This is a genomic window from Legionella birminghamensis (assembly GCF_900452515.1).
Classification (GTDB): domain Bacteria; phylum Pseudomonadota; class Gammaproteobacteria; order Legionellales; family Legionellaceae; genus Legionella_C; species Legionella_C birminghamensis.
On record NZ_UGNW01000001.1, the window covers coordinates 1,168,806 to 1,192,636 of the forward strand.

Below are 23,831 nucleotides of genomic sequence, written 5' to 3' on the forward strand. Positions count from 1 at the left end.
TCCATCAAGGCGATTTACCAAGTTGCCTTGATGGAGTCGCTCAGTTGATTGGCTGCATGAAAATACTTAAGTCTGGTTTTTGTTGCATTCTGAATTGGTAGACCGCATAGAATGCAATCACATTTTTCAAATAATTTCTAGTCTCGTGCCAGGGAAGTGTTTCTATCCATATGTCAATTTGTTTTGGCGGGTGGTTCTTAAGCCAATAATTGACCTGTCTTGGACCTGCATTATAAGCGGCAGCCATTAAAACCGGATGTGCATGGTAACGTTTGGCTAACTGCTTAAGATAGGCAACCCCAATATTGATATTCTTCTGGCTGGAAAAAAGTTGATTCTTGTCCCCGTAAGCAATCTTCTCCTGTTTGGCAACCATCTTGGCTGTGTCAGGCATAATCTGCATGAGGCCCCGGGCGCCTGCCATTGAAACCACATCTTCGCGAAAGCTGCTCTCCTGGCGGATAATTGCATAAATAAATTCTTTGGAGATTTGATAATTCTTGGAGTAAGCCGTTACAGTGGGTTCATGCGCTAGGGGGAAGCGAAGAGAGAGCTGATTACTTAATTCTTCAGTATTGCTCAGGTAAACGGATTTACCATGCCATTGCAACTCATTGGCAACCCAGTAGATAAGTGCGCTCTTGTCTTCTTTGGGAAGCTCCAGTACAAAATCATTGAGCATTCTTGATGCCTGCAAGGTCTGTTTATTTGCATACAGATTTTTTATAGTGCTGGTGAATGCCCGGTATGGCTTAAGTACATTCGGGTCTTTCACCACAGTTTCATTGACGAAGCTTGGTTTCTTATGCAGGCGCAGGCTGGCCAAAAATCCATAATAGTTTCTTGTTTCCGCTAAAATCCCAAAAATGGCCTGGGATTCGGCTTTTTTGCCCTGGGCTTCTTTAGCCCGGCCTAACCAATATTGCCAACAGGGACTGTCTTTATTCGTTGAAAAAAGGATTAGTTTTTCAACTTTAGGCCAGTTCTGTTGTTTAAGAGCGGCCCTTATTTCCCAATCCAGGAGGGCATCGTTGTAGTAAACGGGTTTAATTCTCGAAAACCATTGCTCTGTGTCTTCATGATTACGCATTGCCTTGTAAATGACTAGCTGCACGAGAAAGGATTGTTGCTGGGCTTCGGATAATATTTTTCTGGTTTTTGGCTGCTGCCAGAGTTTAATAGCCAGATCCATATTCGTTGAAACAAGGCGTTTTAAGCCATATAAATAAAAAGCATCGTGAAGTTCTTTGGGTTGCAGTTGAGCGATGCGGGCAGGATTTTGCGAAATACCAACGAGTATGGTTTCATCCTCCAGCCGCGGTTTTTGATATAGTTTTAACAAATATCGTGCGAGACCAAGATTTCGTTTGTCCAAAGCGAGTCGGATCCGATCGGTTATCAGTTGTTCATCAAATTGCCCGCTTTTTATTAGAAAATCAAAAAGCTGATTACAGGCACCTGGCTGTGAGTCTCCTTTAAGCCACAAGGGTTTGGCGCCTTCAAGCGCAAGCTCGGTTTTTCCCTGAAAATACTCGGCGAGCCTTGCGAAACATTGCAGGCTGACGTCAGAAGAGGGGCGATAGAAGGCTGTATAATTAGCCCAGTCTCTCTGCCTTGCCAATTGATACAACCATTTTTCCCGTAACCGATTGGCCAAAGGAGTATCATCACCGATGAACGCTAAAAATTCAGGCGTGGCCTGCTGAGGGAGGTTTTGGCTCCATTCCATATAGTTCATAAAACGAAGCACATAAGTTTCGCCAGCACTTGCCGCATTGCCAGTAATCGACAGGCACAGCAAAGTGATCAGAAAAAGAATCTTTTTCATAGTATTCCACAATAAAGGAGTGATAGCTTATGCAATTAACAGGGAAGTCATTGAACTGTGGCTAGTTGTTGTCGCATAGCAGCAATAGTGCTTCTGTAATTGTCACTACAGAATATAGCAGAACCCGCTACAAACTGGGTAGCTCCAGCCTCGGCTAATAGGGCAATATTTTCAGCCTGAACACCGCCATCAACGCAAACAGGCAGATTTGGGTAGTTGGATTTCAACCATCGAATTTTATCAATAACAGCAGGAATTAGTTTCTGGCCTGCAAATCCAGGGTTAACAGTCATTACTAGTATAAAGTCAAGATAATGCAGACACCACTGTATGACTTCAGGCGAACTGGCCGGGTTTAAAACCAGACCCGCTTCGCAGCCCAGTGTTTTGATCAGCTGCAGGCTCCTGTCCAGATGAATAGTGCCATCGGGATGAATGCTGATTCGTTTCGCACCGGCATCAGCAAATTGTTTAATGAGCTCATCCACCGGGTTAGCCATCAGATGTACATCAATAACAGCCTGCGGGAACCGCTTGCTTAAACTCTTGCATATAAAAGGACCAATCGTGAGGTTAGGCACATAATGGTTATCCATCACATCAAAATGGATCATATCGGCTCCTGCATCGAGCACTGCTGACACTTCCTCGCCAAGGCGAGTCATATCAGCGGAGAGAATGGAAGGAGCAATCAGATAGTGCATAAAAATCCCGTAAAGTCCCTATGAGCCAGAATTTAATCTAGGTCGAAGGCTGGTCAAAAGTAAAGTTGAAATTAATATTCCATGCGAACAGGGTCATATGCTCCTCTACTTCGTTGGCAATACCAAAACGACCTTTGGGAATAAGCGTAACATTTCCTGTTCGCATCAAACGAATATCGGTGCCGACGGTCGTATAGTCATCAAGCAGGTAACTTATACCCAAAATGGCCTGGGCAATTGATGTTGAGCCATTTTCCTTCCCAAAATCGGAGTTGGGTGCGGGGAAGACCTGCTGGTTGTTGAAATAGAATTTAATGTTATTCTCTATATAGGACAATCCTATACCTGCCCCTACATAAGGCATCCAGGTGACATCGCCATCTGGGGTAAAGAAGTCATAATAGACATTCACCAGACCGGAAACCATGGTAGTCTCGCCGTTTAAGTGAAAATAATAGCTATTGCTAAAGCTTGGAACGGTATAAGTTCCAAAAGTAGCATTCTGCACCTGTAACTTCTTGTAGCCGCTAAATGTATACAGGGCTTCGGCTTCAAAGCGGAACTTGTTGCAGCGGTATCCTATCTGGCCGCCGCCATTACCAAAACCTTTATAGCTGAGATCAATACTGGTGGGGCTAATGTAATAGGGGTAAGTGCCTGTCAGTAATAAATTGGGAGCCACGGTAAATTTTACAGGCTGAGTCCAACCGCCGCCTCCCATCAGACCTGCGTACCAGCCGGGAAGAGGGGTAACGGCAGCGAATCCAATACTGTTAGTCAGCAATAGGCCGGCCAGGCTTAGTCGAGAAAAATAATTCATGAGAAATCCTTACTATTTATATCGAGATCCGTCAAAGCGATAGGTAACACCTACTGAGCCTAGATGTGCCTGATAGACTTTACCCAGTTCATCCGGTTTTTGGGTGCCTACATACCGGTAGGCAATATCCACGGCATAAATTTCGCTGAAATTGTAGGTAAAGCCGCCGGTTCCCTGATAGGCAAATACGCTGTTTGAGCCGCTATAACGGGTCACTCCGAAAGGCCCTGTAGCGTTTAAATCAGCATTGACAAAGGCGTAGCCGATACCAACACCCAGGAAAGGTTGAATCCCTGGAACCATGTCTGGAAAATCATAGTAGACATTGGCCATCGCAAGAATTGCATTGCTATCGCCTGTGGTGCCGGTCTGACGGATGTCATTGATATAAAAATGATCGAGTTTGACAGTCAGGTAAGTCAACTCGCCTTCATAGCGCAAGGGATTGCACTTATAGCCAATGCGGCCTCCAACATCATAACCACTATCATAGCCTGCCTTGGAGCGATGCAAGCCCAGATTTACAGTGTTAATATTATCCTGAACAGCGCTAACGCCTCCGAATACATTTGCGTACCAACCATCTAAAGGAACAGCTGCCCCGGCTGCACCGGAGGCCATTAATGCGGCCGAAAAAAATACAGTTCTCATGGCTTCCCTTGTTATAATTATTTTGAAGCAACCACATGTTAGCGGTTTGCGTTTATTTTGCAAGTGGAAAGCCCGGAACTTTTTGAATAGGGCTCAGATTCAGTTAAAAATCAATAACAGTTTGTCCAAAATACAGTCTAGGCCTGGTGAAAAATTATCTTGTAATCGGTAAATATTGCGTTAAGATGGTAGATGGATTATCGAAAAATAAAGGGAATGACATGAGGTCTAAAACGGAATCGACAACCGGACAAACAATAAAGCCGGAACCCAAAAATTTACAGGTAAATCCTGAAGAATTTGCCAAAAAATTGCTTGAGTTCATCCCGGCTAATATAAATAAAATTATTGACGAAGCTGAAAAGGAATACTTAGCCAAAGGAAAAAATAAAACCCGCGAAGATAGCTTTAAAGATATAAAAAATGAGTTGGCCCGTTTTCATGATTTAAATTCCTGTCTGGAGATATTTGACAAATTTATTGGCACAGGAACATGGAAGACCAATTCCGCAAATACCCGTATGATTATCGCTGCAATTCGATGTTATATGGAGGAGCATTCTGAGGAGTATCAGGAGCGAGACAACTATTTTCTGCGTGCACACATCGTTTCTCCGGTAACCGAAGCATTGCGTGCTCTGATTGCAACGCAAAAAAAAGTGAAAAAGGCAACGGAAGTACAAATTACCGAAAAAGACAAGGAGCTTGAAAAGAAAAGAGAGGTTATTTTTTCCAGGTTACCCGATGTTAAATTATTTTGGGACATTGGGAAAATAGATGAGGTGCTGGACAAAGCCCGTGACTATCAGTCAATAAATCCGGGCCACCATATTTTTCTGATTAGGCCTGAGCCAAATTGGCAGCTGTTCTGGGTTAATTTGAATGGCGCCAGAAATGCATTGCCAATCCCCAAAAATATGCTGGATATTTTATATAATTTAGGTGGAAAGTTTCCGGCGGAAGGCAGCGATGCACATAGTAAACTGAAGGTCTGCTGTAAAGAAAGCCTCGATGACAGTATAAATATTTATCTGTTCAGAGAGCCGCTAGAAGCTAAGAAATTTGCGAGTGAACATCCCGATAAACACAGTTTTTATTTAAAGTGCTCGGAACAGGCAACCCCAGCCAAAAATTATAAATGGGGCGTTAAAGCGCTTGAAGCCGCTAAACCGGAATATCGAAGCCTCTATCTGGAAAAAGGGGAAAATGACAGCCTTAATTATGTGGTGACCCGAAAAGGAAGTGAGTGCCGTCTGATACTGCAATCCACCAGGCCGACAGTCGAAGATCCAGCCTATGACAATTTAAATTTTGCCTATATATTAACTACAGACAATCGTCTTTTCTATTTAAAACGCCTAAACGACGGCAGGCTTGAAATACAGCAGTTAGAACTGATCAAAGATGGTTTGGCGATACTTAAAAAAGAGTTTGAAATTAAGAAAGGAGTCTTTCTTGACAGCGTGAAACTGGAGCTAAAAGAGAAGAGCCGTGTCGTTGTGGAGGAGCTGCGGCGTACACAAAAAGACATTCTGGAATCAGTTGCTAATTTTGTTCCTGAAGTACCCATGGTTAAAGGCGTAATCAATAAAAAAGACTTCAATTCTGATGAAAATTGGGAGGTGCTGTGCAATGCACTGGAAAAAGGCAGTTTACCGGAAGATCCGCAAAAAGAAATTCTGAATAATCTGCTCGAAATAACCGCCAGAAAAAAACACACAGTACTCACCCCTGCCAAATGGCAGCTTAGCTCTTATGACCATCAGGGTCGAGTCAGCCATATGGCGCTTACCAATGAAATTCTAAGGGAAATTACAGGTCCTAAAGCGGCAGAGATACCGCCAGAAGAAAGCCATAAATTCTATAATCTTAAAATCGCGCTGAACAAGTTGGTCTTGCAGCAACTGGATAAAATCAATTTACAGATTAATCCGGATCTTAGCCGTACATTCAATTTATCAACAACTTATGTATTTCATGATGGGATCCCCGTTTATTTCTTTGCCGATGAAAAAGCAATAAGCGAAAATTTTCTGGCGAGACTTCATGCAGCCTGTATCGTGACGGGTTCGGGAAAATTTCTTTACCACAGCCGCGGAGAGCCATTGAGAGAGCTTACTGCTTCGAATGAAGCGTTTAGCGGCTTAAAACAGGCTTTAAATCTGGACTGGTCAGTCAGCCTTGAAAAAGGCTTGCTCATCACCAAGCTGACAGACACTCAGCTGCAAATAATTGAAAAAATGACCGAGAACAAATTAGTATCCAGTTATGCTTTGGATTGGTACGATACCCTTGCACTCGAGCCTCATAGCCTTCCTCTGGCGCAATACCCTTTATTGCAGGAGTGCCTCAGGAAAGAGAATACATCCAATACTGCTGACCCACATAAAATCAAACTCTTCTTACAGCCTATTCAAATTCGCCGTCTGGTTGAAGCAAGTAAAAGCAAGACAGTACAATCGATACTTGAAAGCCAGATTCGCAACTTAATGCATTCACCTGAAGCTTTGGCGGGTAAGACAGTGACTACAGAAGCCAACCCAACTCTCGGCAATAAAGCCAGTTCATCGAGTTCGCGCAATGTGGTAGCAAACTCTGCCAAAACCAGTTCTTGCCAGTTAATGAATACGTTTACGCCGGATTCTAACCATGTCTACACAGAATTCCCAATCTGTTCTTTCCTGTTGTCAAGGGAAGACTGGAAGCTCTATTATTTTGATGCCTTAAATCGCTGTTTTCCGGTTGAATGGGCAGATTTTCCAGATATTAAAGCGACAATTGAACTATGGCAAAGCAGTGAGCATGTGGTCACAGAGGAAGAACATGAAAAATTGGAAATGCTGCTGGCAAAGATTTCAATCAAGAAATCACTGGAACGCGAAAAGTTTACAGAGGTGGAAAAGTATTTTCTTGCGCGAAATAAAGGAAGCGCCCCACAGCTTCCTCTAAATGAAAAAGATAGCGCCGAAGTCCAGGCGGTAGAGACTGCATCGCAGCTTTTAGTTGAGTCTGAATCCGAGTTGGATCCCGGTAAAAGCACAGTGCCGCCACCACCACCGCCACCAAAAATTAAGAAGCTGGATCCAGCAAGAATGTCCCAGCTGTCCCAGCTTATTTTTTTTCCGAACAGGGGAGAAGAGCCGGCTGGTGAGAATGCAAAGGCAGATATAGCCAGTACGCCTAAGATGGATAGTACTTGTTAAAGGTATGGCAGACCATTCGACTCCCGCGGTCGTCGCCCATAGATATCTACACAAATGCATTAGCTATCGAATCCCCGCGGCTGCGACCGCGGGGCCCAATGAATCTAATTCAGAATCCCAATTCACTAAGCAGGTCATTCAATCTTTTGCTTTGGCGGGATTGTAGTTTTTCTGAGCTCTTTTTTGAGCCCACCATGGGCCCCGCGGTCTTCGCCGCGGGGATTCGGGTGGTCTTTGCCGCGGGGATTCGGGTGGTCTTTGCCGCGGGGATTCGGGTGGTCTTTGCCGCGGGGGCGGATAGTCAGCTACGGGGCGTCGGTCTCGCAAAAACATTTGTATAGTCTGCTTGCGTCTTTTCGCCAGATTGATCCCATTTACCCTGATGTAATTGGATAACGCCAATCGCGCCCAAATGCACGGGTACTTATTTTTATACCTGGAGCTGCCTGACGCCTCTTGTATTCATTTCGTTTAATGAGACGAATTACTTTCTGTACATCCGCTTCTGGAAAGCCTTGCCTGATTAAGTCGGCTGCCGATAAATTATTCTCCATGAAGCCCTGAATAATCCCGTCGAGAATAGAGTAGTCCGGCAAACTGTCCTGATCAGTCTGATTCGGCGCCAGCTCTGCAGAAGGCGCTCTTTCCAGAACACGCTGGGGAATAACGGGGGAGATGCTATTGCGGTAACGGGCCAGCTCATAAACCTGTGTTTTTAACACATCTTTCAATACTGAAAAACCACCGGCCATGTCCCCGTAAAGAGTGGCATAACCCACGGCGGTTTCGCTTTTATTGCTAGTAGTTAAAACGAGGTTCCCGGTTTTGTTGGATACAGCCATCAGCAAAACTCCGCGAATTCTCGCCTGGATGTTTTCTTCCGTCGTGTCTTTGGGCCGGTTGGCAAACAAGGGCTCCAGCGTTTGCAGAAAACCGTTAAATAAAGGTTCTATGGGAAGTGCTTCGCCCATAACGTTCATCGTCCGCAATTGAAGCCAGGCATCTTCATTACTCATGTCTGCTGTATAGCGTGAAGGCATCAGCAGGGCGGTGACCCGCTCGGCGCCTAAGGCATCGACTGCAATCGCCAGAGTAAGGGCGGAATCAATACCGCCTGAAAGCCCGAGAAGTACACCAGGGAAACCATTTTTTTCAATATAGTCCCGGGTACCCAGTTTCAAAGCATTATAGATTTGTTCCTCCTGGGTCAGAAGAGGGCTTAGCTCGCCTTTAATTTGCTGTTTGGAAAAACGTACTGAGCTCAATTTCTCCTCAAAAGCCGGGAGACGTACACAGGTAGAACCCTCTGTGTCCACTACGATGGACTGGCCATCGAATACCAGTTCATCCTGGCCGCCGACCAGATTCACATAGAAAATGGGAAATCCTTGTTGAACCTTTGTACTCAGTAACTGCTCCCGTTTCATCTGTTTACTGTAATCAAAGGGAGACGCATTTATACATAAAAGCGCATCAATTTGACTGTTTGCTAATTGTTCAACTGGTCCTGGTTGCCACAGATCTTCACAGATGCACAGGCCAAAACGATAGCCATCCAATTCAAAAACACAGCTAGCCTCTGTGCCTGGTTTAAAATAGCGCTGCTCATCAAATACTCCGTAATTAGGTAAAACCTGTTTATGATAAAGGGCTTTTTGTTTTCCCCTGAAGTAAACACCAGCAGAGTTATGGCAATGATTATCATCGAAACTGGGAAACCCCAGGATGACATGACAGTTGTTAACCTGTTCTGCAATTTCCCTGACTGCCTGACTGACTTCCTCAAGAAAGGCTGGTCGTAACAGTAAATCTTCCGGAGGATAGCCGGTCAAACACAGTTCAGGAAAAAGAATTAAATCATGACTGTCCTGATGTTCTTCAATGATAGCCATTATTTTTCTTGCATTCGCGGAAATAGAACCCACAGTCGGATTAATTTGCGCCATTAATATTGTTATGGAATTGTTCATGACGTGCATATTCAAATTAGTTAAAGGAATTAATTGGGATAGATATCCAGGTTCAAATCTATTTGCTATAATTTACGGTTTACTCTTAATTATACTCAATTATGCTGAAAGATGCTTTATCACGGATGGCTGAAATTTTTTCTCCTGCCGTGTTAATGCAGGGGGAAGAATATCAGCAAAAAAACTATGTTTTAAACATTCGTCTTAGCGACGGGTTGTTGAAAGCGCGGGTAAAAGGCAAAAGCGGCCAGATTTATGATGTATATGCCGATTTAAAATCCTGGCCCAGAAAGCCTGCCCGCTGTAATTGTGCCCAGGTTAATAACTGCATACATGCGGCAGCAAGCTTTTTCGCGCTTCAAATCAAAGAGAATCTGAATGTCCCCGCCCCCGCAGTTTCCGGCCAGAAGGAGCAATCATTATCAAGTTGGCTGCAGACATTGCGCACAACGGAGGTGACCGCCAAACCGCGTTCTTTCACTCATGATATTCTGTATCTTCTTGATATCCGCAGAAGCCATTGGGAGCACCGCGTCCTGGTTTATCCCGCTTTGGCCAAGCGTTTAAAGCGCAACGGGAGTTATGGCAAATATTTGCTCTTTAATAATTTTACCCAGAGTAAGAAGCAGTATTGTACGGCAGAGGATGAGCATATCATTAATGCGCTTTTGTTAAAAACCAACAGCAGCGGGGTGTTTGACCAGCTTTCCACTCGTAACAGTGAATTACTTGAACAGATTTTGCAAACTGAAAGGGCTTATGTGTATCGGGATGGTATATCGCAGAGCCTGACTTTGGGTGAGCCCCGCGAACTCGCCTTACGCTGGCACTTAAATCAGCAGGGGCAGCAGCATTTGCTAATGGAGGACGTTGATGGTCAGCGATTGGCCCCCTTACTATTAGATAAGCCCTGGTATTTTTTAGAAAGCGAGGCTGAATTGGGGCTATTGCAAACGTCTTACCATTCCAGCCAGTTAAAATCGATTTTGCAAACGCCGCCTATTGAGCTGGATGCGGCGGACAGTGTTGTTCCAGTAATAAACCAGTATGACCCGCCGCTGCCATCGCCTATCTCCTTTATTGAGCGGATTCAAAAACAGGGCGCTCCCAAACCAGTCATTCAGTTTGATGCACTGGCCCTGGATGCATCGCGAAGCGATTCAGCGTCTCTGGTTTCTACAACCGATGAGGCCGCGCATTTTTTATTTACTATTAAAATTATTTTTGAATATGAAAAAACGCTTCGTGTTCCAGCTAAAGATGAAAATACCTCTTTAATCTATGAGGAATCAGCTAAGCTGGTTGAGTTGAAAAGAAACGCCATACAGGAAAAGCAATATATTCAGGATATTGAATCAATTTTACCGACGCGCCATGCCACAATCTGGGAAAAATTAAACTGCGAACAAGCGCTTGAATGCGACAATATTTTAGTCCACTACCAGTCAGAACAGGATATTGCGCGCTTGTTCGCTCAGGTTATACCACTTTTAAAGTCAAAAGGCTGGCTGGTGGAGTTTAATCATTACGTTTATGAAGAGTTGATTTCAGCAGAAGAGGTAGAATGGTATTCTGAATTGAAAGAGTCAGGCGAGGACTTCTTTTCCTACCAATTGGGTATTCTAGTTGAAGGCAAGCCAGTTAATATTGTGCCACTGGTCGTAGAGTTAATTTCAGGATTGAATCTGAGTGAACTTGATACTATTCCTGATGAGCGTCTGGTCAAGCTTCCTTTAAGACAGGGCAAGAAGTTTCAGCTGCCAATGGGCAGGATTAAGCCGTTAATTCGATTTATTATGCAGTATGGTTTGCGATCTATTGATAGCGAGAATCAACTGCAAATCAGGCGGTATCAGTTCATTCTAATGCAGGAAACGGAGCTCGCCCTGGCTGCGGCAGCGTCACGCTGGAAAGGGGGGGATCAACTCCGTTCCCAACTCCGGCAGTTACTGGGCCAAACATCACTTCCTGAGAAGTTGCCCCCAAAAGGTTTGAATGCCAGTCTGCGCGACTATCAGCTGGAAGGTTTAAACTGGCTGCAGTTTTTACGGGAATGCCGGTTCGGCGGCATTTTGGCTGATGACATGGGCCTTGGTAAAACGGTGCAAACGCTTGCTCATTTACAGCTTGAAAAAGAGGAAGGACGTTTGCAACATGCCAGTCTGATTGTGGCGCCCACCAGCCTGATGGGTAACTGGGAGGCAGAGGCGAAGCGCTTTACTCCAGAACTCAAAGTACTGGTGTTCCATGGATTAAATCGACATCAGGATGAATTTGACCAATATGATGTGATTGTTTCGACTTATGGACTGATTCAGCGCGATAAAACACGGTTTGTCAATTACCCTTTTTATTTTCTGATTCTTGATGAGGCTCAATTCATTAAAAATGCCAGAACCAAGACTACCCAGATCATCCAGCAAATTCAGGCCAGGCATAGATTGTGCCTTTCAGGCACACCTTTGGAAAATCATTTGGGCGAATTATGGTCCCTTTTCCACTTCCTTATGCCAGGGCTATTGGGAGATGCGCGCCAATTCCGTCGTTTTTTTAAAATTCCTATTGAGAAGAATGCAGACGAGGAGCGCAGGATATTACTTGCGAACCGGGTGCAGCCTTTTATGCTTCGCCGAAGCAAAAACCAGGTGGCCCGGGAATTGCCCGACAAAACGGAAGTCGTACAGTTAATTGAGTTAGCGGATGCTCAGCGGGATTTATATGAAGCTATTCGTATTACCATGGAACAGAAGGTGCGGGAGGCGATTGCCCGTCAAGGTATGGGGAAAAGCCATATTGTACTCCTGGATGCTTTGTTAAAATTACGCCAGGTATGCTGCGATCCGCGTCTTCTATCGATTCCTGAGGCTAAAATCGCTCATGGTACGTCTGCCAAGCTTGATGCTTTAATGGATTTAGTGGTTAATCTGACTGAAGAAGGCCGGCGCATTCTCATTTTTTCCCAGTTTACTTCCATGCTCGAATTAATTGAGGAACGATTGAAAGCCAATCACTTGCAATACCTCAAGCTCACTGGGCAGACAGCTAATCGTCATCAGTTAGTTACCAGTTTCCAGGAAGGCAATATCCCTTTATTTCTTATCAGTCTGAAAGCAGGTGGCACTGGTTTGAATTTAACAAAGGCTGATACTGTTATCCATTATGATCCCTGGTGGAATCCTGCAGCCGAAGAACAGGCTACCGACCGAAGCCATCGGATTGGCCAGAAAAATCCGGTGTTTGTTTATAAATTGATTACCGCAGGTACGGTTGAAGAAGTGATTCTCGCCATGCAGGAGAAGAAAAAGCAACTGATTGAAGGAGTTCTGGGGGAACAGACGGGTTCCTTGCAGAATTTAACAGTAAAAGATGTTGAGCAATTTTTTGCGCCTCTGACGGAAGATTGAGATATTTGGTCAGTTATTTGAAAATCGGCTCATCTTAGCCTATGCTTCTTATGTCAGAACTTAAGGAGAAATCCCAAATGAAACAATGGAAAGTGTTGCTCACCTCGGCATTATTCATCCTTTTTTCCCCTCTCGCATTAGCCGGTGCTTCTCCAGCTGGAACCTGGACGACTATCGATGATGCAACAGGCCAGAAAAGAGCTGTGGTACGCATTAATGTCTCTGGTGGTACATTAAGTGGCACTATAGTAAAGGTTTATCCACAGGCAGGGGATACAGGTATCTGCTCCAAATGCCCAGGTGGATTTAAAGGGAAACCCATTAAAGGCTTGACCTTTGTATGGGGCTTAAAAGATCAAGGCAATGGTGAATGGAGCGGCGGTTCGATCCTCGATCCAAAATCTGGCAAAGTGTATCGCGCTAAAATAACTTTGCAAGGCAACAAACTTTATGTCCGTGGTTATGTAGGGGTTTCGGCTTTGGGACGTACTCAGGTCTGGGTCAGATAAGCGAATCTTTTTTGCATAAAAGGCACACAATTGTGTGCCTTTTTTTATTTAGAGCATTACAATAGGGTTTTTGAGAATCAGGTTTTGATATGCTCGAGGTTAAACCCCGTAAAAATACCCCTGTTGACACCTTGAAGAGACCTCCCCATTCAGCCGAGGCGGAGCAGTCTATTATCGGTGGTCTGATGCTTGATAATCAGGCCTGGGATAAAGTTAGCACCAAACTCTGCGAAGAAGATTTCTATCGTTCTGAGCATCGAATACTGTTTCGAACCATTGTTGAGCTATCCAAGCGGGAACAGCCTTTTGATGTGGTGACTCTGCTCGACAGCCTTAAATCCCGAAACGAGCTGGATAATGCCGGCGGTGAAACCTATCTGTTCGAGTTAGCCAATAACACACCCAGTGTGGCCAACATTTCAGCCTATGCCGATATTGTCAGGGAAAAGTCTGTTCAAAGGCAGCTTATTAATATTGCAGGCGAAATTGCCGATTCAGCTTACAATCCGGTAGGTCGTGAGGTAAGTGAATTGCTGGACATAGCAGAAACCAAGGTATTTGCTATTGCCGAACAGACAGGAGGCAGCGGCGGGCCTGAGAGCATCAAGACAATTATTACCAAAGCGATTGAAAAAATTGATGCGCTCTATCATAACGGCGATGCCATTACAGGGATGGCGACAGGCTTGACTGATCTGGACGAAATGACATCGGGGCTTCAGCCTTCTGATTTAATCATTGTTGCAGGTCGTCCTTCGATGGGTAAAACCACCCTGGTTATGAATATGGCTGAAAATGTCGCCATTCAGGGTAAAAAAAATGTATTGGTCTTCTCAATGGAAATGCCTTCCGATTCGCTGGCAATGAGGATGATGTCTTCACTTGGGCGAATTGATCAGCACCGCATTCGAACCGGAAAACTGGAGGAGGACGATTGGCCCCGTGTTACCTCAGCGGTCCACCTGTTGTCAGAAGCTTCTTTGTTTATTGATGATACGCCAGCGCTTAGCCCTTCTGAAATGAGGGCAAGATCACGGCGATTAGCGAAAGAGCATGGCCAGTTGGGACTAATTGTAGTGGATTATCTGCAGTTAATGAAAGTGCCTGGTTTTAAAGCGGAAAACAGGACAGCGGAAATCTCGGAAATTTCCCGAAGCTTAAAAGCCCTGGCTAAAGAATTACATGTGCCGGTGATTGCCTTATCCCAGTTAAACCGAAGCCTTGAGCAGCGTCAGGATAAGCGCCCGGTTATGTCAGACTTACGGGAATCCGGAGCGATTGAGCAGGATGCGGACTTAATTTGCTTTATTTACCGGGATGAAGTTTACCATGAAGATAGCCCCGATAAGGGAACGGCAGAAATTATTATTGCCAAGCAAAGAAATGGCCCAATTGGAAAGGTCAGAGTGGCCTTCCTTGGTAAATATACCCGCTTTGAAGATCTGGCTTATACCGGTTACCAAGGGGTTGATTAAGTGACAAGGCCAACCAAAGTTCAAATTGATGCAACCGCTTTATTGCATAATGTACAGCAGGTAAAACGCCATGCGCCGGGTCGGCAGATCATTGCGATGGTGAAGGCAAATGCCTATGGCTGCGGCCTGTATTCGGTTATTCCCGTACTGGAAGGGCATGTGGACGCTTTTGGAGTTGCCTGCATAGAAGAAGCGCTGGCAATTAAAGCACTAGGTGCATGCACGGACTGTATTTTATTCCAGGGGTTTTTTAATCGGGATGAATTATCGCTGGTCGTTGAGCATAATTTGCAGGTCGTTATTCATCAAGCTTATCAACTGGAATGGCTATTGGCTCAGCCTTTGCCGAAACCTGTACGTGTCTGGGTAAAGGTAAATACAGGGATGCACCGTCTGGGATTTGCGGCTGAAGAGGTCTATGATGTGCTCAATGCCTTGCATAACTGTCCCTGGGTTGATCCGCAAATCGGATTGATAACTCACCTGGCCTGTGCGGATGAATTACATAATCCTTCGAATCAGCAGCAATTAGGACGTTTCACGGATCTGCATTTACCCGAACTCCCACTCACCAGAAGCATTGGTAATTCGGCAGCCATTCTCTCTTTACCTGAGAGCCATGCCGACGTGGTTCGCCCTGGAATCATGCTATATGGCATCTCGCCCTTTAAGCAATCATGCGGTCAGGATCTCGGTCTCATGCCCGTAATGCGGTTTATCTCTTCACTTATTGCAGTACAGCATTATCCTTCGGGTGCCCGTGTAGGTTATGGCGGTGAATGGCAAACGCAAAAACATTCGAAAATCGGTGTGGTTGCAGTAGGTTATGGTGATGGTTATCCCCGCCATATTGCTGCCAATACGCCGGTTTGGATTAATGGTTATCAGGCTCCCATAGTTGGCAGAGTATCAATGGACATGATGACGGTTGACTTAACTCATTTGCCCCAGGCGGCGGTTGGCGATGCGGTAGAGTTATGGGGAGTGCATATTCCTGTTGAATCAATCGCTAATGCTGCAGGAACCATTGCTTATGAATTAATTTGCCAGCTTTCCCCACGTGTGCGAAGGGATAAGCTGTAAACAAAATTTAAACAGAAATAGACCTATGGCCGAATGTGGGGTAAAATGGCCATCGTTTTTACAACCTATCAAAGGTGAATACATGAAGAAACTAATGTTAGCCTCATTATCTTTGTCTGTGCTGCTCTCAGGTTGTGCTCAAGTCACGAATGAAGGCGTAGGGACAGTTACTGGCGGCGTTGTTGGTGGACTGATCGGCAGCCAGTTTGGCGGTGGTTCAGGAAAAGTTGCAGCGGCTGCAGGCGGCGCTTTGTTAGGTGCATATTTGGGCGGAAATATAGGCCGCACGATGGATCGGCTTGATCGCCTGGAAATGCAACGGGCCCTTGAATCGTCACCGAGCGGAAAAGCAGTTGTCTGGCGCAATCCTGACAGTGGCAACACATACACTGTTACACCGCAGAAAACCTATTACACGAATTCACAACCCTGCCGTGAGTACACAACCAGAGCGTTGATTGGCGGTAAAACCCAGGAAATTTATGGAAGAGCTTGCCGGCAAGCGGATGGCTCCTGGCGGGTTGTAAGCTGATAGGCCGTGCTTAATGCTTCACCTTGTCTTTGCGAGCGATAGCGAAGCAATCCACATCGAAGCAAGAATGAGGCACCGAGCCTGGATTGCTTCACTGCGTTCGCAAAGACGAAGGGTTTATTATCTTTGCAAATCTATGGCAAAGTAATTCCTCTCAAAGTTGTGCTATATTTGAACATATGCCCCCTTAATAAGATTCTGCAGGGAGTTTGCTATGGCTCATCTTATATACTCGGCTTTACCGCATCCCAGGCGAGAAATTATATTCATCAAACCGGACTTAACGGTTACCCAATGCGTCGAAATGATGACAAAAGGGGATATTGGCGCCCTGGTCGTTCGTGATGAACAGTCATTGCTTGGTCTGGTTAGCGAACGTGACATCATTCGCGAATGTCTGTTTAAAAATCTACGCCCTGATGAAACCCCTGCTATTGATGTTGCCTGGAAAAACGTTAGTATTCTCTCAGTAAATGATCCTATTGAAAAGGCAATGGAAATAATTACCCTGACCAAACGCCGTCACTTGTTAATTACTGAAAACGGAGAACTGACAGCCATTCTCTCTATTGGGGATCTGTTGTTTCATTTGCTGGAAGATAAAGCCCGTACCATCGAGCAGCTGGAAAATTATATCCATACTTATTAGGATCTACCTCAGAGTGATTCTTATTGAAACTCCTATTGCAGTCTATTACACTTCTAAATCACTGTTAATTCAGCAATATTCTGGAAGTGTCGATGCCTATATACTATCAGCGGATCCTGGCCTTTTTCTTATCCTGTTTTGTTTCGCTGGCATGGGCTGCTGATGCCAATAGCGAATGGTATAAGCTGGATTCAAATAACCAGGTCATATTGAAAGTGGAGATGTTCCTGTCTTCCACTTGCCCGCATTGCCAGAAAGCAGATGCCTATTTCAAATCCATTGAACCACAAAATAAATGGTTAGAAGTCAACCGTCATTATATTGATAAAGACAAGAACGCTTTAGAAACCTTTAGCCAGTATCTGAACCAGCAGAACTCTACGAATTTTTCGGTACCCGCCATTCTTTTCTGCAACACGAGGTGGGTGGGGTTTAGTGAAGCGGATAATAGTGGAAAAGCCATTTTGCAGGGTCTGGAATTATGCCGCAGACAAATTGAAAAGCGGGGTGTATTAACTGCCAATACAATTTCGATTTTAGACACCATGGCGACTACCAGCATGATGGAGGCCAGTCTGGAAGAGGGAACTTCCGCTTCACCCCAAGTGCTGTTGCCGTTAATGGCCTTAATTGACGCATTAAATCCCTGTGCCTCCATCATGGTGATGCTATTGTTTGCATTTCTAATTGTGAACAAGGAGCAGCGACTATTGACTGCTGTGCTGTTTTTGTTGCCTGTCGGTCTGATACATCTCATTCAGCAAAGCCAGACCGTATATTTTTACAGTTTATTGCCCTGGTTGAGAGTTCCTGCAATCGCTCTGGGAGTAGCCCTGTCGGCATTTGTTTATTATTTATATGAGCGCAGGAACTTGAGGGTTTTAGTATTTTTAGGGATTAGCTTTTTTACTGCTTTGGCAGCCCAGGTGTATCAGCAAGGCTGCTGGCCTAACCTTAGTTTGATTTTTAAACAGTGGCTGGAGGCGCAGGACTACAGTAATATGAAACAGCATTTGTTTTTACTGGCATATAATACACTTTATCTGCTTTTCCTTGGCCTTTTCGGGGTGTTGACCTATGCCATTACACGAATGAAACGGGCTCAGCGCTATGCGCAGTTTATTGAGTATTTTGCCTGTGCGTTCCTGCTGTTGACTGCCCTGACTTTAATTGTCTATCCCTATGCGATAGGCAGTGCAATTTATATGGTTGTGGCAGTGATTCTGGCAGTTATTTTAGCGCAGGGCTTAAAATATTATAAGCGAAGGACAAATTAGGAATGGATGTTGATGACTCAGGGGTCCCGCCGTATTTTCCCATCGCCTGGGATGTAGAAGAAGGGCAAATTTACCAATGGTGCGGTTGCGGGGAAACTAAAACGCCGCCTTTTTGCGATAGAACGGATTGTCAAAAAAAAGTGCTTTATAAGTCGGCGCTGACAGAAACGGTCTATTTTTGTCATTGCAAAGAAACCAAAGACCCGCCGCTTTGCGATGGGTCTCATGCAAGATTGCTGCGTGAGTTTATGAAAAATAGAAAATAAGCTGAGGGCAACTCTGACGTAGGTGATCCTATAATATAAGAATTCGCTTGATCTGCACTTGCAGATTTGGGATCATCAGAAGATTTAATTTTTTTGGTAGCGCTGGTATGAGTAAACTGAAGGATATTCCTGTTGTTGTAGAGAGTGGTAGAAAATATACTAGCTCCCAGGGCATTATTGCAATTAAAGATGGAATTAAATCGGCTGCTGAAGAAGCTCCCCGTTTACCCAAGCCTAAATGGCTTCGCATTGTTAATAATACCAGTCCCGGTTATTTTGAAGTCAAACAGAGAGTTAAAGAGCATGGTCTGGCTACTGTTTGTGAAGAAGCCAAGTGCCCCAATATTGCTGAATGCTGGTCGCATGGAACCGCTACTATTATGCTCATGGGCGCTATATGCACTCGCGCCTGCCGTTTCTGTTCGGTTGATACCGGCAATCCGCGTGGCTGGCTTGATCCCGGGGAACCTGAGAACTCAGCCAATACCGTCGCTTTGATGAATCTGGATTATGTGGTATTAACATCCGTCGATCGTGATGATCTGCCTGATGGAGGTGCCAGACATTATGCAGACAGTATCCGGGCAATCAAACGGCGTTGCCCGAATACTAAAGTGGAGGCCCTGACTCCTGATTTCCAGGGGGTTGAAGAGCATATTGCTGTTTTACTGGACAGCGGTGTAGATGTATTCGCCCAGAATGTTGAAACAGTTGAGCGTCTCACGCATCCAGTGCGTGATATCCGTGCAGGATACTGGCAAACCCTCAATGTACTCGCTTTTGCCAAGCGTTATCGCCCTGATGTACTGACCAAAACAAGCCTCATGCTTGGGCTGGGCGAAACAGATGAGGAAATCATCCATACCATGGATGAATTGCGGGCGCAGAATGTTGATATTTTAACTTTAGGGCAATATCTACAGCCCACAAAAAATCATTTGCCCGTGCTCCGCTATGTAACGCCTGAAAGATTTCTTGAATTTAGAGAAATTGGTTTGGCAAAGGGCTTTTTTGAAGTGGCATCCGGCCCTATGGTCCGCTCAAGTTACCGTGCTGATCGAGTGTTTAAGAAAGATAATCTGGGCTTATAACTACTAATATTCAGGAAAAGGAATTCAATGTTCAAACGAGCAATTGTCCGCACACCTGCTAAAACCATGACGCAGGGTCTTTCAAACGCAGGTCTGGGACTTCCGGATTATCATTTGGCTTTGCAACAACATCAGCAATACATTATTACGCTTGAAAATTGTGGCGTTGAAGTGCTTGTCCTGCCTCCGGCTGACGATTTTCCCGATTCCTGCTTCGTTGAAGATGCTGCCTTACTTACAGAACGCATGGCAGTGTTAACCCGCCCAGGTGCAGAAAGCCGCCAAGGGGAAGTTGAGCTTCTGGAAGAGAGTATTCGCCGCTTTTACTCTTCCAATATTGTAAAAATCCAGGAGCCGGGCACTTTGGATGCGGGTGACGTGTTACGAGTTGAGAATCATTTTTACATTGGCTTGTCAGCACGTTCCAACATGGAGGGGGCCAAGCAGTTGATTACATTGCTGAATAATCATGGCTACACGGCATCCGTTATCCCGCTTCATAAATTCCTGCATTTAAAAACCGGCGTCTCCTATATTGGCAACGGCTATTTGCTGGTAGGAGGTGAGTTAATAAATCACCCTGAATGGGAGCCGCTTAAACAAATCACTGTCGAAGCGGATGAGGCTTATGCCGCAAATTGTATTCTGGTGAATGACTATTTACTAATACCCAGCGGCTTTTCAAAAATCAGCCTTCGATTGAAGCAGTTAGGGCATAAGCTGGTTGAGCTTGATTGCAGTGAGTTTCGTAAATTAGACGGCGGTTTGAGTTGTTTGTCCTTGCGTTTTTAATCTCCTCGTCTTTGCGTCGAAGCTACACAGAATTCGCAAAGACTACTACCGTCATTGCGAGCGTAGCGAAGCAAACCAGAGCGGAGCTAGAAGCGGGCACCCAGGCTTGCTTCAGTTTGTTCGAAAAGATGGAATTCAACTACACCAGTTCAATATGGCGTCGCCTCATTCTCCCATGAATTACATAAGCCAGAAGCCACATTACTACACCAAGAATGATAGCAACCACGCCAAATTTCAGATAATAATCCTGGTAAACAGGCAGGGATTCAATTGCTGGCAGATTTTTAGGAATAGCGACAAAACCAGCTATCTTTCCCGCAATGGTATTCGATAAGGAACTTGCCAGATACCAGACGCCCATAGCAAATGCCAGATCTTTACTATCACAGTAAAGGCCAATCATACTCAGGCCAATTGCACTGACCCAAAGTTCTGCCAACGTAATAAGTACATAGGTCAAGCCAATGAAATTGCCATTGACTAAGCCATTGACCGACAAACTACCTGCCAGTGCCATGATCAAAAGGGCAACACCGGCTAAAATCGTGCCGCTGGCGAATTGATAGGGGATGGTAAAACGGGGAATACTACGATAAAAGCGCGGCAGCTGCGTGCCTAATAAGATAATAAGCAGCGGATTAAGAATTTGGTAATGTGCCGGTGAAATCTTGAGTCCAAACAGCTGCAGATCAGAGTTACTCTTGGCAAACAGAACCAAAGTACTGTTCATCTGATTGTAAATAACGAAAAATATAATGGCTTCAACAATGAGAAGAACTGCGATCAACTGCTTGCTTCGCGCAGTAGATGACAGTTTTAAAGTTTTAGCTAAAAACCAGAGTATACCAAAGCCGCAACCGATGCTGATTAAAATAATTGATAAATGCACGTGTGAATAGGCAAATAAAGTAAAGAGATAAATAGCAAGAATATAAGCGCTTAACTGGCCCGCCATTTTTCGGGTAAAAGGTTGCGCATCCTTCCCATAAACAACATTATCGTAGAGGCTGTACTTTTTGGCAAAATTCAATGCAGCAATTGATTTTCCAGCAAAAGCTAAAGTTAAAACGGATAAAGGCCCATAACGGCTATCCAGCAATGCCGGCGCAATCATCGTTGCCAACAAGGCGCCGACATTGATGGCCATATAGTAATAAGTCATAGCGGACTTGGCCCTGATAGCATCATCACTATAGATGTGGGACACCAGACCAGAAGCAGTTCCCATCAATAAGGAGTTGGTTGCCGGAACCAGGGCATAAGCCATAATAAACAGTTTATCGCCATGTTCATTGAGCGAATAACCGCTTAGCATCACGAATAAGTAGGCAAGGGCAAGTAGGAAGCCTCCCAATAAAATGGAGCGCCGTATTCCCAGCACCTGATCTGCCATAAAGCCGCCTAATATCGGCATGAGATAGCCGGTGGCCTGTGATACGCCGATAAATGCATAGGCCTCTGCATGGCTATATCCCAATCCATGTTCAAGGAATGGGCGGGTCAGAAATAAGATTAAAATAGTATTTAAGGCATAAACCGCAAATTGGCTCCAGAAAGTAATGAGCACAATATTATTGGTTTGCTGTTTACGTGTATCGAAAATGGAAGAGTCACTCCTTGCAGCTTGAGAAAACACAATCACTCCTTGTGAATATTTCATCCAGCAACTACCTGTTCAAACCATAGCATTCTTTGGTATTTGGGTATAGATGAAAAATAAAATTATCGTAAAACGGATTGTCAGGGCGCTATCCGGCGAATTCAGCAAATGTTGACCAATTAACTTTTGTGTGCAAAAATGGCGCACCAAAGTTATCTTTAAAGCACGGCGATGCCGGATAGCAGACATTATTATCTATCGGAGAGAATTAATGAGTTTATTTAATGTGCAGTCTGTAGAGGAGTTGCAGGGCCTGCTGACAAATCTCAAAGAGAAGTCAGAGTTAAGCCAAACCAATGAAAAGAAACAAACGCCTATTGTTTACTGGGCATCGCAAGAGGATTGGGAGAAAGTTGAGGCCTTTTTGAGTGTTGATGTGAGCAGCAATGATCCTGAGAATTTCGGTCGAGCTGCCTCTATTGCAATCAAATGTGGCAATACCGATTTGGCAATGAAATTGTTAGAAAAAACAAATGTATCACAAGATGAATGGACGCTACTCCATTGTGCAGTAGCCTCTGCGCCTGATACCGATGATCTGGAAGGACAGAAAGCGGCAATTCAGAAAATTGAAGAGCTTCTCAAAAGAGCTAACATGCATGAAAATTGCAGGAAGAAAAATATTAACGGCTTTACTCCACTTCTGCTTGCTGTCAAGTCTCAAAAATTTTACCTGGTTGAGACATTACTGAACGCGGCAAAGATCAGGAAGGATGTTGAGGATCAGCAATTACTCGCCGAGGCGATTCTTTACACTGAAAAAGTTAATCCTGAATTAGCTAAAAAAATGCTGGAGTCTGCAGACCCGGATACCCTGTGGTTGCTTCAGGATAAAGAAAGCAACAGAGCGATAAGCCCTTTGCACCTCGCCATTTTGCGTAAACGCAAAGAGGAGATAGACCAGTTAGCAGATGAAGCTGATTTAACAGTCCAAACCGCGAGTGGATTTAACGCCATTCGACTAGCATCCCGTGTTAAGGATTGGAATACCGTAGCACTTTTATCGCAAGCCCAAACGGATGACGCTGATAGCCTGCAATATGGCCCGGTTATGTTATCTGCCGCCTATAATCAGCTTTATAAACTGGCAACGGAGTTAGTACAAAAAGGTGCAAAACTTAACTGGTTTTTGGGTACTTCGCCAAAATCATTTAATGCATTCCATCTTGCTGTTCAGTGGAAACAAGCAGAGTTTCTGGACGCCCTGATTGAGTCCCAAACCAATTCTGCACAGCAATCCCCATTAGAGCTGAAATATAATGGCCGAACTCCAATAGAACTGGCTGCACATCTTAAGCAATGGGACATGGTTGCCCGTTTTGCCCGGATTAAACCGGCCAATCCTGAAGCGGCAGGTTATATTACAGCATGGCAGGCGGCTAAGGCTGACAATGCTTTGGATGAAGAAACATTGGAAAAGCTGCGTGAAGCGGCCCAGGTAGAGAAAGTGCAAGTCAAAGTCCCTGCTAAACCAGTGGATGCGGCTGAGGGACTACAAAATACATCCGAGGAAGATCGTGTATTTGTTGAAGCATTCAAAAAGATTTACCAGGCTTTGTACGCTGGCCAGTCTTCGTTTTTTAAATCCCGCAACTTTATTGAGCAGCAGGAGATAACGAAGGAAGTAATTCAGAAGCACATTGATGCTAAACCTGAATCCAGATCTGCTAAAGCGGTGAGTCTTGCTCGCAGATACATGGGTAACATGGAAAGCATGGAGTTGGTCAGAGAGATTCACAAATACGCTTACGACAATAGCGGATTCTTCAAATGCTCTCCGAACTCGAAGAATTTATATTCCGAAGACGCACAAAGGGCTTATGAAGAAGCTGATGAGAACTCAAGAACGGGTCAAATCAGGACTGCGTTAAAAGGCTAATCTGTCGTAGGTTAATCCTTAGGCCTTGATGCGCT

At 44.8% G+C, this 23,831-nt stretch carries 18 protein-coding genes; 12 read left to right on the top strand and 6 right to left on the bottom strand.

Annotated features, from left to right (window positions below):
- Positions 1 to 40: 40 nt before the first annotated feature.
- From DYH42_RS04965 to DYH42_RS04980, 4 genes are read right to left on the bottom strand one after another with little or no spacing between them, the layout of a single operon-like run.
- Positions 41 to 1,828, bottom strand: a complete 1,788-nt coding sequence (locus tag DYH42_RS04965; RefSeq protein WP_058524655.1) for a transglycosylase SLT domain-containing protein — start codon at positions 1,826 to 1,828, stop codon at positions 41 to 43.
- A 47-nt stretch (positions 1,829 to 1,875) separates the two neighbouring features.
- Positions 1,876 to 2,532 carry a ribulose-phosphate 3-epimerase gene (gene rpe, locus DYH42_RS04970; protein ID WP_058524654.1) on the bottom strand — a complete coding sequence of 219 codons (657 nt, stop codon included), beginning with the start codon at positions 2,530 to 2,532 and terminating at the stop codon, positions 1,876 to 1,878.
- Positions 2,533 to 2,569: 37 nt separating this feature from the next.
- Positions 2,570 to 3,352 carry a P44/Msp2 family outer membrane protein gene (locus DYH42_RS04975; RefSeq protein ID WP_058524653.1) on the bottom strand — a complete coding sequence of 261 codons (783 nt, stop codon included), beginning with the start codon at positions 3,350 to 3,352 and terminating at the stop codon, positions 2,570 to 2,572.
- A 12-nt stretch (positions 3,353 to 3,364) separates the two neighbouring features.
- The gene (locus DYH42_RS04980; protein WP_058524652.1) at positions 3,365 to 4,003 is read right to left on the bottom strand and encodes an outer membrane protein; all 639 of its coding nucleotides are present in this window, start codon (positions 4,001 to 4,003) and stop codon (positions 3,365 to 3,367) included.
- A gap of 221 nt (positions 4,004 to 4,224) precedes the next feature.
- Between DYH42_RS04980 and DYH42_RS04985 the strand changes: the two genes are divergently transcribed.
- A complete protein-coding gene (locus DYH42_RS04985) occupies positions 4,225 to 7,206 on the top strand; it encodes a hypothetical protein (RefSeq protein ID WP_058524651.1) in 2,982 nt (993 codons plus the stop codon).
- A gap of 374 nt (positions 7,207 to 7,580) precedes the next feature.
- Here DYH42_RS04985 and DYH42_RS04995 read toward each other — a convergent pair whose 3' ends face one another.
- Positions 7,581 to 9,176: an NAD+ synthase gene (locus tag DYH42_RS04995; RefSeq protein WP_058524649.1), complete on the bottom strand. Its 1,596-nt coding sequence runs from the start codon at positions 9,174 to 9,176 to the stop codon at positions 7,581 to 7,583.
- Positions 9,177 to 9,277: 101 nt separating this feature from the next.
- Here DYH42_RS04995 and DYH42_RS05000 point away from each other — a divergent pair, with 101 nt between their 5' ends.
- From DYH42_RS05000 to DYH42_RS05045, 10 genes are all read left to right on the top strand, one after another.
- Positions 9,278 to 12,580: a DEAD/DEAH box helicase gene (locus tag DYH42_RS05000; protein WP_058524648.1), complete on the top strand. Its 3,303-nt coding sequence runs from the start codon at positions 9,278 to 9,280 to the stop codon at positions 12,578 to 12,580.
- 77 nt (positions 12,581 to 12,657) lie between these two features.
- Entirely contained in the window at positions 12,658 to 13,089 is a 432-nt protein-coding gene (locus DYH42_RS05005; protein WP_058524647.1) for a DUF2147 domain-containing protein, read from the top strand.
- Positions 13,090 to 13,178: 89 nt separating this feature from the next.
- Positions 13,179 to 14,564, top strand: coding sequence for a replicative DNA helicase (gene dnaB, locus DYH42_RS05010; RefSeq protein WP_058524646.1), 1,386 nt, complete (start codon positions 13,179 to 13,181; stop codon positions 14,562 to 14,564).
- Positions 14,565 to 15,647: an alanine racemase gene (gene alr, locus DYH42_RS05015; protein ID WP_058524645.1), complete on the top strand. Its 1,083-nt coding sequence runs from the start codon at positions 14,565 to 14,567 to the stop codon at positions 15,645 to 15,647.
- An 82-nt stretch (positions 15,648 to 15,729) separates the two neighbouring features.
- Positions 15,730 to 16,179 carry an RT0821/Lpp0805 family surface protein gene (locus tag DYH42_RS05020; RefSeq protein ID WP_058524644.1) on the top strand — a complete coding sequence of 150 codons (450 nt, stop codon included), beginning with the start codon at positions 15,730 to 15,732 and terminating at the stop codon, positions 16,177 to 16,179.
- Positions 16,180 to 16,393: 214 nt separating this feature from the next.
- Entirely contained in the window at positions 16,394 to 16,828 is a 435-nt protein-coding gene (locus DYH42_RS05025; protein ID WP_058524643.1) for a CBS domain-containing protein, read from the top strand.
- A 92-nt stretch (positions 16,829 to 16,920) separates the two neighbouring features.
- The gene (locus tag DYH42_RS05030; RefSeq protein ID WP_058524642.1) at positions 16,921 to 18,105 is read left to right on the top strand and encodes a hypothetical protein; all 1,185 of its coding nucleotides are present in this window, start codon (positions 16,921 to 16,923) and stop codon (positions 18,103 to 18,105) included.
- A 2-nt stretch (positions 18,106 to 18,107) separates the two neighbouring features.
- Complete coding sequence (locus DYH42_RS05035; RefSeq protein WP_058524641.1) at positions 18,108 to 18,371, top strand: CDGSH iron-sulfur domain-containing protein; 264 nt, start codon at positions 18,108 to 18,110, stop codon at positions 18,369 to 18,371.
- 107 nt (positions 18,372 to 18,478) lie between these two features.
- The gene (lipA, locus tag DYH42_RS05040; protein WP_058524640.1) at positions 18,479 to 19,462 is read left to right on the top strand and encodes a lipoyl synthase; all 984 of its coding nucleotides are present in this window, start codon (positions 18,479 to 18,481) and stop codon (positions 19,460 to 19,462) included.
- A 27-nt stretch (positions 19,463 to 19,489) separates the two neighbouring features.
- Entirely contained in the window at positions 19,490 to 20,254 is a 765-nt protein-coding gene (locus DYH42_RS05045; RefSeq protein ID WP_058524639.1) for a dimethylarginine dimethylaminohydrolase family protein, read from the top strand.
- A 139-nt stretch (positions 20,255 to 20,393) separates the two neighbouring features.
- Here DYH42_RS05045 and DYH42_RS05050 read toward each other — a convergent pair whose 3' ends face one another.
- Positions 20,394 to 21,899 (bottom strand): peptide MFS transporter, encoded by a 1,506-nt coding sequence (locus tag DYH42_RS05050; protein WP_058524970.1) that lies wholly within the window; start codon positions 21,897 to 21,899, stop codon positions 20,394 to 20,396.
- A gap of 229 nt (positions 21,900 to 22,128) precedes the next feature.
- Here DYH42_RS05050 and DYH42_RS05055 point away from each other — a divergent pair, with 229 nt between their 5' ends.
- A complete protein-coding gene (locus tag DYH42_RS05055) occupies positions 22,129 to 23,796 on the top strand; it encodes an ankyrin repeat domain-containing protein (RefSeq protein ID WP_058524638.1) in 1,668 nt (555 codons plus the stop codon).
- Positions 23,797 to 23,831: the final 35 nt, after the last annotated feature.